This is a genomic window from Clostridium sp. AF50-3 (assembly GCF_003477445.1).
GTDB classification, from domain to species: domain Bacteria; phylum Bacillota; class Clostridia; order Lachnospirales; family Lachnospiraceae; genus Otoolea; species Otoolea fessa.
Window position 1 is genome coordinate 57,469 of the sequence record NZ_QUDH01000018.1, and the last position, 12,536, is coordinate 70,004.

Genomic DNA, 12,536 nt, shown 5'->3' on the forward strand with positions numbered 1-12,536 from the left:
TTTTACCTTTCCGATCTTTTATATCGTTCTCTAAAAGTATTTAATCTTGATCTTATATATTGGAATCCATAGAGAGACAATATAATATATAGTGGAATATATGTGAATAAATATCTTGCACGTGCTTCGAAAATTAATTCAAACAGTGTCAGCCCTAAGATGCTTAACATAATCACACATACACGATTGTTTTTAGTTGCATGCCATGCAAACACATTTAAAAATATAATTGTCAACCATATCATCTGTTCAAAATTTGACCATAAAATATAGTATTTTCCGATGTCTCCATATTGTCCCGTATAATACAAACCACGCAAAAACTCACATATTGGTGTCGCTTTCGGAGGAAATACTTCCAAAAAGAATCCACCTTCTGCAGCCCAGCTAAATGTACCATTATAATAATTGGATAATATTTTTCGCGCAAATTGCTGCACCAAGCCTAGTACATGCATATTTTTAATACGATTAATTGCCACATACAAATCTGCTGCGTTTCTTTCTGCACAAGTTGAAAATGATGCAGAAAATTCAACATCCTTATCAGAAAAATTTCCCATATCAGCAGGATTCATACCCATCATAAAATAATGTGCAATTCCAAAAGACATGTTTTTATCAACCGGAAAATTCATCGCCGAAATTCCAACTTTAATTATACACAGCCCCATGAAAGCGCCAAAAATAGCAATCAAATCATTCAAGAAACTTTTTTTCAATTCTCTCTTTCCTGCAACGCAAAATGTTTCAACTAAAATAACTGCAATAAAAACGATAAATGTTTGAGGTTTTATTTTATATCCCACCGTTGAACAAAGACCTATGAAGAACCACACTAACATAGAATTCTTCTTTTTATTATGAATATAAAGATATAAAATCAACGTAGGAAATATCAATGCCATAGAATCCGAATACGGTATAGAAATCCATGGAGATATTCCAGCCAAAAGAACATAAACAACATACCCAAACAGCGAAATTTTTGTATCATCAAATAAATACTTAATTATATGAAATAATAAATAGCCTGTTACGGCATTTAAAAAACATTGAACTGTCAAAATAGCAAAATATTCATAATCATGGAATCCTATATTATGTGCCACAAATCGGATTATAGAGAAAATTTCTGCCAAAAACAGGTTATTAGGGTATCTTGAAAAATACCATTGATAATCATTTGCATTTTGATGGTGTATATATGAATTAGAAAAATTTATTAATTCGGAAGAATCCCACCCTGTATAAAAATAATAATTATACACACAAAAAAGGTTCAAAAAGAAAAACAGTATCGAAACGACTATCATAGTTTTTTTACTGTTTTTAAAGTTAAAACAATTTGCCACAGTATATACTACAGCAAAAAAAATCGTTCCCAAAAACATTAGCACCCATGGCGACAAAAAATTCGCACAAAGAGATTTATTTGCATATTCAATCTTAGGGAAAAAAACACAAATTAAAATTATTATCAAAAATACGGACAGATATATACCCTTTATAATGTTTTGAAATAACATCTTGTAATTCATTTCAGTAGCATTATTCTTTTTTAATAATTTCAACTTCTCAAAAAAATTCATAATCTAAACCTTCTTAATTTTTTATACATTACTACTCCCATAACTGCATCGGATATATGCCAGATTTCATCATAAATCGAAACTTCTCCTGTGCCGGTTCTATATCTTCTTTATATGTAATACCAATCCATCTATCCGATGTATTCAGGACTTTTACAGCCGCCAAATTCTTTTCCAGCAATTCCGCCACAATATTCGGGAGAAGATATTCTTTCTTCTCTGAATTTTCCCCTAATGTATCAAGGAATCTGGCAAATCCTTCATCTATATACCGCAAAAAATCCGGATATCCCGCCCACATATTCATAGATACCATTGCATCTGATGTAATCCATTTGCTGACTTCCGCATTATCGCACTGTATTTTTCCATCCACTATCTGAATTCCCGTTGTCTCAATCACTTTCTCCAGATATCCATTTGCATCTGCCACACAGACACCTCTAGTTACAGCTCCGTTCTCACTCAGCGTGTTCTTCAAAGAAAATCCAGCCATGGCAAGGTTCATCTTCTCTTTATTCTCATTCTCGGAAATCAAGAAATCATGAAGCTTTATAAATGCTTCTTTTCCATAATAATCATCTGCATTAATAATCACAAATGGCTCTTTTACTACATTCTTGCAAGCTAAAATTGCCTGTCCAGTCCCCCACGGTTTCACGCGTCCTGCAGGAACCTTATATCCATCCGGCAAATCTTCTAATTCCTGATAGACATACTCTACTGGCATAACTTTCGATAAGCGATTTCCAATCACTTCTTTAAATTCCGCTTCGATTGCTTTTCGAATCACAAAAACAACTTTAGTAAATCCAGCCGCTTTCGCATCGTAAATCGAAAAATCCATAATAATCCCCCCATTGGGAGCCATCTTTGCAAGCTGCTTGATGCCGGTTCCGAAGCGGGAACCGATGCCAGCAGCCATGATTATGAGCACTGTATTCATATCTCTCCTCAAGCTATTCCTTACTCACTTTTCGCATCTTTTTTAAGAAATATCATAATGTACATGTGACACAAGCGAAAATGGAACACAATATTTTTTTAATTATTAATCTTCTTGTACTTTGGTTTATATACTCCTCTAGCATTTGCAATCAAAATTTTTATTAATTCACTATTGCCCTTAAAGAAACTAATCTTCGTAGGAGTTTTTCCTGTCTTAGGATATGCTCTGGTCACCGGTATCTCACAAGCTTTCATTCCTATCTGTGTAGCACGTACTGAAAGATATGCCAAAAGTTCGTAGGTCATAAAAATGTCTCTTAACGGCTGCACCCGCTTGTCCGTAAGATACCTTGCAGAATACGCTCTATAGGCATTCGTAGTATCTGTAAACTTCTGATGCGCTGTGAGCGAAATAATTGGGGCATGGATTAATTTTACAGATACTGTCCGAATAAAAGGCGTGTTAATCGCTTTGCCGCCTTTTACAAATCTTGAGCCTTGAATAAGATCATAGCCTTCCTTTAATTTCTCTATAAAACGAGGAACATCTTCTATGCTATCTTTATTATTTCCATCAATTGTAATAATCCCTTTGTATCCCCGCTTTAGCGCCCACCAAAATCCCATTCTGAGCTGAGCTCCCTGTTTTCCTACATCCATTTTCACAAGAAGAGTATTAACATCCAGGCTTCTCAGATTCTTTTCTTCCGTACAACCATCAGTTGAACCACCATCACAAATTACAATATCTGCATACTCTGACACTTGATATTTTTTCGCTCTCTTTAATTCTTTGGAAATCCGCTCTCCTTCATTGATAATCGGAATTAGGACAACATAATCTTTTGTTTTTTTTTGATATTCCATACACTCAAATTTAGGAATACCTTTTTGTTTTTCAAATATCATTTTTCTTTTCCTACTTTGTTTTTTTATTTTTTGTGATCTTATTAACCATACTATTTAGATTGTCTACCTCATCTGTACGAACAGTCCTTCTTAGTACAATTTAATTTCATCATATTATTCTGTCGCATTTTACTTTGAAGTAATCTATTTCTTTATTGTATCGAAATGTATGCCGGATATTTACACGATGATGCATCGCCTTCAACGGTAACTTCAATCCATTGACTATCGTATTTAATATCCTGAATAGTAAATTGCCTCTCTCCAGTAGAAACGAATGTTCCGTTTCGTAAATTATTCAATAATTCTTCTTCATAATAAAAAAGCAATACATTACCTACATTTGAATATCCAGAGGTCCAATTTTCATCTGTCAAATCTGCCAAGTTATATTCCTCAACATCATTATTTAATTCCACTATTGTCCCATCATTTCTAAGCTTAATATAAATAAACTTATCAACAGCGACATCATATACTATTGCACCTGTTAATTGATACATATTTCCTGGAGCATCCAGAGTTTTCAATTCGATTGCATAGCGTTTTCCTTTTTGCAATGCAATATCTCTAACCGAATCAATGTCTCCCCATTCATAAATTCCCCTGTTAAATAATAAATTTAAATATCCTCTAACTGAAGCATTTGTTGTCAATACACTATTCCAATAGTTTTGATTAATATATTCAGAAATTTTTTTGTTTGTTTCTCTATAAGTAATATCCCAAATATATTTTGAATCTTTCCTATAATAATTCAAATTTCCAAAACAGCAAATAACTGTGACTATAGCAATAATTATAAATGCTGCTTTATTTCGTTTCTCATAGCTAACCAGTATTTGAGCCACCAACTCACAGATCAGATAAGATAATATAAATACCATCTTCATTCTGTCATAAGAATATGACAATGCATGTTCTTTCATAACAACATTTTCCAAAAGTGGAAAAGCCAAAACAAATAAGATGCATTTATTCTTCAATTCAATTTTTTCATTTTTAATAATATTCCATATTATTAAAAAGAATAGCAAAATCCATAACAACAAAAATGACTTTAAATAACTACCAAATACATCCGTTAATAATGTACTCGAAGCAATATTTCTTGCAAAAAATCTATTTTTTAAAGCAAGAAAGAAATCTGATGCAGCTACTACACTCAAATAATGTACAGTAAACAATCCAAATGACGCAGCTGTGATGGCTCCAATCACAATCGCATTCTTCCAAGCTCTTTTAAGATCGAACTTCCAATCTGAACCAAGTTCAAAAAGAGCAAATCCTAAATTAGCCACATATCCCGTCCATTCGATATATGGGATAATTAGTGTAATTAAATAAAAAGCGATTTTACCTTTCTTAGAGTTTTTAGTTTTATATTGATAGTATGTTAAAAATTGTGCTATTAACATTACCTGCATTATAGATTGATGCCAATATACAATTCCCATTCCATGAAATAGTTCTGGAGAAAAGATATATGTTAATACTCCAATACAAATAATATGTCTTCTCCACTTTTCTGATTTATAAATCGTCTTCAAAAAAAAAGCCCACAAAACCGCAGATATCGCAAATAATAGTGTATTGAAATAGTACAAACTCTTTTCGTTTATCGGCAATCTAAATACTTTTATAAATAAATATGGCAATACAAATCCAGCAGGCGAAAATGAAGTATAATAAAAATTTCCTTCTTTATCCGGTATTGTTGCGCCCCATGAAATCCCCTTATTGTCCACTCCTCCTAAGCTGACTATCGGCAAAAATTTATGTTGACTAATAGGTGTCTCGTCATATGCTTGCATCGTCAATAATGTATGCCAAGTTGCATCTGAATCCAGGTAATTGATTTCACCGCCTCGAAACTTTATTATTGATACCATAATTACCATAAGGATGATTCCAACATAAAACAGTCCTGTAAATGCTTGATTTTTACTTAGACAGCGCCATCTGCCCCCCCCCCCGAACGCAAGTCTCATCATACTCTATACACCTCCGCAATATATTTTGTTGTTTCTTCAAGTATTTCCGCATTGTCAACTTTCCCCATTTCAATAGACACAAAGCCCATATATCCTTCAGACAACAAGATATCTTTAAGCTTACTATGAATTTCCCTACTTTCGATCGGCTTAAGCCCCGGTTCACTGATATGAACATGGTTGATTAAACCTACATTTCCAACAAGTTCATCTATATCTTCCTGATTATAAATCATTGTTCCAACATCCAGATTGAGCTTAAAACCATCCGAATTTACTTTTCGAATCAGTTCAATCGCTGCTCTGGTATCATTGATATAGTTTGTATTGTAGATAATAAGATTTGCTTCCATTCCAATCACAGTTTCTCTGGATGCAGCATAATCACCTAAGATCTTAAAGAATTCCACGCCTTTCGCAGAATCAGCACCATCCGGTAAATTACGATTTCGCGGGCAGCCGAAAACAAGATTCTTGCATCCGATAACGGATGCAAAATCTATCGCTTTTTTCGTATATGTCACAAGTGCATTAAACTCCTCTTGCGTACCAAATATTTTTTCTTGCCTTCCATACCAAATGGACTGCATTGACGGTACAACGAAACCATACTGTTCCTTTATTTTTTTTGCCCATTCTCCCGCCTCTTTTAAATGGTCATAAGGATTCTCCGGGAAAATTCTAGTCGGGGCAATTTCTAATCCGGAAAAACCATATTTTTTCATCATTTCATAAACACGACTGTCCTGTTCACTTGACCAGCCTATATTTGATATTGATAAATTCATTATTCTATCACCTGATATTCCCTTACTGATACATCATCAAGTTTTTCGTCTGTATATATTCTGATATATCCTGCAACTTCCTGAACATCTGTTATTCTTGTGACACTTCCATCTTGGAGTTGCAATTCCTTTCCTTTAATATAATAATTTTCTAAGTCCAAATTATTTATTAAAAAGCAATTTTCCAAATTACTATAACCACAATTCCAGTCATTATCTGTGTAATCAGAAAGATATAACATTTTCGGTCTTGATATGAATGAACTAGTTTCAATCGTTCTTTCCCAGAAACGAGTATCCCCATAATATTGTCCAAATTCAATCTTTTCCACTTCCTGTTTTGGCATATCCATCACAGCTACCGAATTTTTCCAAAATGATGTAGCTACCTTTATTAATTCGTATTTGAAATCACTATTTATCATATCTCCATTCAGAGGAAAATAATGAAGAAAATATGTGTATATTTCATCCGATCCAGGCAAATTAACAAAATATAGTTTTCCATCTAAATAATAAACATAATTCTTTCCATTTTCACAAAGCAGAGTTCCCTCCTTCGTTATATTTTTCACTATATTATCCCCGACTTTAGTGTATTCGCCATATGTTCCACAGAATGAAACAATTGCTAATATTGGTAACAAGCATATCATAATTTTCTTTAAAATTTTATTTCTAAAACACAAATCAGCAGAGAGCGAAAAAATAATAAGGAACAATAATAACCAAGACGGAAAGTAATACCTAAATTCAAATGATTGTGTATTTAAAATATAAGCACCATAATAAAATACAGCGATGCCAAAACTTGCCTCATATATATTTATATTTTCTTTCTTTCCCCCACACTTAAATCTCCAAATTAATATTAACACTAACGCAACTGTGAACATCAACCATGGAATTCTAAAAATAATCATAAAATTCATAAATGCTAGAAAGAAATCCACATATGCCAAGCGTTGTTTACAATCATTGTATCCAAACTGGCTCATACTATTATCTCTGTTATAGTCATACTCAGCCATCCTAAGAGGTTGATTTATACCAAGGCTATGAGAAATAAAGTTCCATTTTACTTTTAGACAATCCTTAGGCTCTGATATCTATAAATGTATATATTTGCTTAAAACCTTTTTTGTATTTTCCGATTTTGAAACATCTTCCGTATTAAAAGGATTTCCCCACCAAATATCATTAATCGAAGAATATTCTCCAGTATATGAATTATTAGCTACAGCCGTAGCTGTCGCTTCTTCCCCAAATACATCATCTAAATATGTAATGTATTGGCTCTGTTTTTCTTCATCCATCGACTGGATAGTAGATACCATTTCCCAAATTAATGATCCTGCATATGATGACATAGTATCAATATTCAATGCTTTAGGAACAGCCAATGCCATAATAGTACCAATGCATATTGAACAAATTATCATTGTAGACTTAATTACTTTTCGTTCCTTTAGAATTACTATTAAAATTAATATAGGAATTATTGTAAATGCATTAGCCCTATATCCAAGACAAACATATGATGAAAATATCAGTAATACTATAGTAATGATTTTGTCAAAGTAACTACTTAAAGAGTCCCATTTCCATACTAACAGCAATATACCCATAATTGCCGTTACACAACCAACGCTTGCCTCATAATAAACTCCAAAAGCCCATAAGACCGGATTTAATGTAATACAGAGCCGGTTCCATCTTCTATGTCCCTCATTTGTTAAACCATCACCCATTATATATGTCGAGAGGAACAATAAAAAACACTGAACAAACGTATACAAAACAACACTTCCGACAATCTGTTCAGAAAGCAAAATGAAAAATGAAGGCGTAATCGTGAGCCAAGAAGCTAAATTTGTCATAGATACATTTCCAACATTAAATGCATGAATGGCAGTTTTCAGTTCAGATGTCACACCTATTCTCGCATATGAATCTGAATACATAATTCCCGGATATGTTAATATGGTCAAAAATATAGCAATCAAGATGGATATTAACAGCATTCCTTTATTCTCTAAAATCCAACGTTTATATTTTGATTCATTTATCTCCTGTTTGAACCTTTCAGAAATATTGTAAAATTTAAGCATATACATGTATAAACTCCCAGATCTGTTTCAACACTCTTTTCTTTCTAATAATATACCCGTTACTTCCTCCATATGTTCTGTCATAGATGGTTCTATAATCATAATCCGCCGGTACACTACCCAGTTCGTTAGTAAATTTTTCTCCTGTAAGATATTCATAAACTTCTCCAGCTGATACCGGTTCCGTGGCTGGATGCCATAATTTTATTCCTTTTGAAAGTGCAATATTAATATCTCTCCAAAGATTTCCCAGATTATAGAACTGATATCTGCTTCGACTGTCTGTGAAGTTAAGTGCCGAAAATCCGAGCTGTCTAAACTTTTCTTTCAGCATTGCCTTATCTTTCTCTAGAACATTCACCTTATAAAAACCATTTTCCTGCAAAACATAAAATTTTGTTAATTCTGGATCACGCTGTGCTAATTCTTCAATTTTTTCTTTTTTTAACATGAACGGAATCACATTCATAAAATCATAGATAAAATTCTTTTTAATATTCTTTCCAAAAAGCCCCGGAAGCCTGATAATCAAAGCATCCGGATAATTTTTTCTAACCCAGAGTTCTAATTGGTATCGATTGTATCCATAAGCATGAAGATTTTCTGTGTCAATGACAGAATCCTCATCAACCGCTTTTGGTGTCTTAAATACATCTATCGTAGATATAAGTACCAATTTTTTGGGACTGATCTTCTTTATATTCTCCTCCGCCTGATAAATTAACTCCATATCTTTTTCCGGTGCATTATTCGCCAGATACTTTTCAGCTCTAAGCCCCGCATAAATCAATAAATCCGGATATGTCCCATACGCATCCTCTATATTTTTCGAATTATAAACCGAGTCAATTTCCTTACCTGCTGCATCATAAATATTGCTTCCTACAAAGCCCGTATATCCCACTAGTGCCTTCATTTCATTCTCCTATTTCGTCAATTTTTCTATTCCCTCAAAACTATAATGTTTGCGTTTGAAAACCAGTTCTACGATCAACTGTAAATATTTAATAACAATGGTCAGGATTCCGAAAAGTCCAAAGAACGCAACCGAAAGGAACAGAACCGTCGTCGTCCATCCTGCAACTGGATTTGCCGTTGCATAAATCACAACCGAATAAACACTCATAAATAATGACATAAGCATCATTAATGCTGTCATAATCTTCGAAAAACTATATCCCATCTCTGTAAATAATATCAATGTATCAATCGCAAGCCCTGAACGATATCCTTTTTCCTCTTTATCAAAAGCCTGTTTTCCCGATTCGATTGTCTGATATTTGATATTGTCTGTTTTTAATCCACTATTTGCATAAATCGCTTTCCGGTACGGTACTGTTTTATTCATTGAGCTGATTCGGTTAATAACACGTCTGCTCAGTACACAAAAACTCTCCGTTCCCATCTTATAATTTAATGTCGTATAATGGTTAAAAACTTTATAAAAGAGTTTCGAAGTAAACCTTTCCTTTCTGTCTGGGGAAGCGCTTACAATGTCAAATCCTTCCAGAGAATGGCGATAAATTTCCATAATCACCCTTGGTTCAAAATCGAGGAACGTATTATCAAACTCGAACACAAAATCACCGATTGAAAGATCCACCCCCGCATTCATTGCAAGTTCCAATCCATGAAAATAACTCATATTCACAACTGATACACTTGTACTGGATGCCTTTTTGCTTGTTTCCTTAATAATATTTAAAGAACGATCCTCCGAAGCATCATTCACACAGATAATTTCAGAATTCTCAAAATTATCCTCCATCGTCTTAATTATCATATTCAAAAAATTTTCAATTCTATTTTCTGCATTATGCACATAAATAACGGCAGATGCAAAATTCTTCTCTTTATTCATCATCACTAAGCACCTCATCTAAATCATATACTGTATTTATCTTGCCCGACAAAACCCCAACAAAAGTTGGTTTTTCGGAGTATTTTCGAATAACGGTAGGTCTTGAATCATCAATTTCTGAGCTCATCAGAATCGGTTTCATCGAAAACAATGAGCTTCTATATTCAAATCCATAATCATCCAACATATATTTACGTGCCAAATTTGCCATGTACGGAAATGCCGTTACCGGTTTCGCCAAACAGTCATTACAATTTCCCAGATGGAACGTAGAACAGTAACCGCCACTTCTCTCCTGACACTCAAATATAGGAACCTCATCATAACTTGTGGTATGCGGTGTAAAGGTTACAGACGTAAGCGAATGAAAATCTGTCTTACCAAACGGCATAATAGAGAAGAACGGGCCATCCATTACTGTAAATCCTATATCCTTCAATTTATCATTCACATCGCAAAGAATGATCTCACACAACTCGTATTTTATACCAAACTTTTCAAATCCAACCATATCAAGGATCTGATTGGTTCCCGCATATGTCGCATTTAATACAAATCCTGATTTATATCTCTCTTTAGTATCTGTATTAATAACATAAGCATCTTGAAGTTTTTCAATGCCGATAATATTCACACCATATTTTATTTCTACGTGACCAGGAAATTTTTTCAACTCTTCCAGGAGATAATCCTTTAATATCATGGCATCGTATGTATATTCCCGAGTCCGAAATACCCCATCACACATACCTTCTTTAAAATAGTTTCCGGGATTCAATTCTTCGCAGGGAATATTCGCTGCTTTGCAAAAAGCCTTGAACTGCTTACCGTCCGACCAGGAATATTGGCTAGATGTTGCGTATATCTGATCAAACTGCTTATTCACACAGAAAGCATAATCCTTATTAAACCGTTCAAAATATCCTGCCGACTTCATCGCGGTTGAAATTGATCTGGGATAATGATATCCTTGATGAACTCGTGCCTGATTAATATAGGTTGCTCTCCTAAAGGGAGTCGGGTCGCACTCCAAAACGATGACGTGCTGCCCTCTTTTTGCACAAAACAATGCAGAATAAAGTCCATATAACCCTGCACCAATAATTATCTTATCGTACTTTTCCATCCTCTCCGCTCCTTATGCCCATTTTTATTGCTTCTACAGATATCATAAAACAATGGATCTCTGCTAAAATAAAAAACAGTGACATCCTTTTTGTCACTGAAAATAAATAGATTAAATTATTTTGTAAAAACTACTTACTAATTTTTTTCTTGGATTTAAAATTACTTCCATAAGTTTACCGGATACAGGCCCTTCTCTATCATTAATGAAAAACCTTTCTGTGCCGGTTCAATATCTTCCTTATATGTAATCCCAATCCACCTATCAGATGTACCTAAAACCTTTACCGACGCAGCTCTCTTCTCCAATAACTCCGCCACAATATTCGGAAGCAAATATTCCTTTTTCTGTGGATTGTCATTCAGTTTATCTAAGAATCCAGAAAATCCCTCATCTATATACTGAAGGAAGTCCGGATATCCGGCCCACATATTCATAGATACCATCGTATCTAATGTAACCCATCTACTAACTTCTTCATTATCACACTGAATCTTCCCATTTGCGCTCTGAATTCCCGTTGTCTCAATAACTTTCTCCAGATATCCATCTTTATCTGCTACACAAATGCCTCTCGTAACAGTTCCATTCTCACTCAAAGTATTTTTTAAGGAAAATCCTGCCATCGCAAGATTTATCTTATCTTTATCTGCATTTCCTGAAACTAGGAAATCATGAAGTTTTACAAATGCTTCTTTCCCATAGTAATCATCTGCATTAATAATCACAAATGGCTCCTTCACAACATCCTTACAAGCCAGGATCGCCTGTCCTGTTCCCCATGGTTTTATACGTCCTTCCGGAACCTGATAACCTCCCGGCAAATCTTCCAATTCCTGATAAACATACTCTACCGGCATAACTTTTGATAAGCGATTTCCAATCACTTCTTTAAACTCTGCTTCGATAGCCCTTCGAATCACAAAGACAACCTTTGTAAATCCCGCTTCTTTCGCATCGTAAATCGAAAAATCCATAATAATCTCCCCATTGGGAGCCATCTTGGCTAACTGCTTGATACCGGTTCCGAAGCGGGAACCGATACCTGCCGCCATAATAATAAGGGTAGTTTCCATTTTTCCTCCGTAAATAATCCATTTCTATACTCATCAAAAATTCATATATGTATTTTCATTGCTGTTTAATATTGCTTTTCAATATTTTATCTATAAATTTTTCATACTCTTCTAATTATATATTCCCATAT

11 protein-coding genes are annotated in these 12,536 nt (G+C 34.1%); all 11 read right to left on the bottom strand.

Annotated elements, in window-relative coordinates; translation table 11 throughout:
* Positions 1-2: 2 nt before the first annotated feature.
* Positions 3-1,592, bottom strand: coding sequence for a hypothetical protein (locus DW085_RS15960; protein ID WP_107000863.1), 1,590 nt, complete (start codon positions 1,590-1,592; stop codon positions 3-5).
* Positions 1,593-1,623: 31 nt separating this feature from the next.
* The gene (locus DW085_RS15965) at positions 1,624-2,538 is read right to left on the bottom strand and encodes a sugar phosphate nucleotidyltransferase (RefSeq protein ID WP_118471602.1); all 915 of its coding nucleotides are present in this window, start codon (positions 2,536-2,538) and stop codon (positions 1,624-1,626) included.
* Between the two features lie 98 nt (positions 2,539-2,636).
* On the bottom strand, positions 2,637-3,449 hold the full coding sequence (locus DW085_RS15970) for a glycosyltransferase family 2 protein (protein ID WP_118471604.1): 813 nt from the start codon (positions 3,447-3,449) through the stop codon (positions 2,637-2,639).
* A gap of 152 nt (positions 3,450-3,601) precedes the next feature.
* Positions 3,602-5,443 (bottom strand): hypothetical protein, encoded by a 1,842-nt coding sequence (locus DW085_RS15975; protein ID WP_118493617.1) that lies wholly within the window; start codon positions 5,441-5,443, stop codon positions 3,602-3,604.
* Positions 5,440-6,231 carry a sugar phosphate isomerase/epimerase family protein gene (locus DW085_RS15980; RefSeq protein WP_118493620.1) on the bottom strand — a complete coding sequence of 264 codons (792 nt, stop codon included), beginning with the start codon at positions 6,229-6,231 and terminating at the stop codon, positions 5,440-5,442. The genes DW085_RS15975 and DW085_RS15980 overlap by 4 nt, the downstream gene beginning before the upstream one ends.
* On the bottom strand, positions 6,231-7,229 hold the full coding sequence (locus DW085_RS15985; RefSeq protein ID WP_118493623.1) for a hypothetical protein: 999 nt from the start codon (positions 7,227-7,229) through the stop codon (positions 6,231-6,233). The genes DW085_RS15980 and DW085_RS15985 overlap by 1 nt, the downstream gene beginning before the upstream one ends.
* 111 nt (positions 7,230-7,340) lie before the next feature.
* Positions 7,341-8,348: a hypothetical protein gene (locus DW085_RS15990; protein ID WP_118493626.1), complete on the bottom strand. Its 1,008-nt coding sequence runs from the start codon at positions 8,346-8,348 to the stop codon at positions 7,341-7,343.
* Entirely contained in the window at positions 8,335-9,258 is a 924-nt protein-coding gene (locus DW085_RS15995) for a sugar nucleotide-binding protein (protein WP_118471612.1), read from the bottom strand. Before DW085_RS15995 ends, DW085_RS15990 begins: the two co-directional genes overlap by 14 nt.
* A gap of 9 nt (positions 9,259-9,267) precedes the next feature.
* Positions 9,268-10,206 (bottom strand): glycosyltransferase, encoded by a 939-nt coding sequence (locus tag DW085_RS16000; protein WP_118493629.1) that lies wholly within the window; start codon positions 10,204-10,206, stop codon positions 9,268-9,270.
* Positions 10,196-11,329 carry an FAD-dependent oxidoreductase gene (locus DW085_RS16005; protein ID WP_118493632.1) on the bottom strand — a complete coding sequence of 378 codons (1,134 nt, stop codon included), beginning with the start codon at positions 11,327-11,329 and terminating at the stop codon, positions 10,196-10,198. The genes DW085_RS16000 and DW085_RS16005 overlap by 11 nt, the downstream gene beginning before the upstream one ends.
* A 161-nt stretch (positions 11,330-11,490) precedes the next feature.
* Positions 11,491-12,405, bottom strand: coding sequence for a sugar phosphate nucleotidyltransferase (locus DW085_RS16010; RefSeq protein WP_118493635.1), 915 nt, complete (start codon positions 12,403-12,405; stop codon positions 11,491-11,493).
* Positions 12,406-12,536 lie beyond the last annotated feature (131 nt).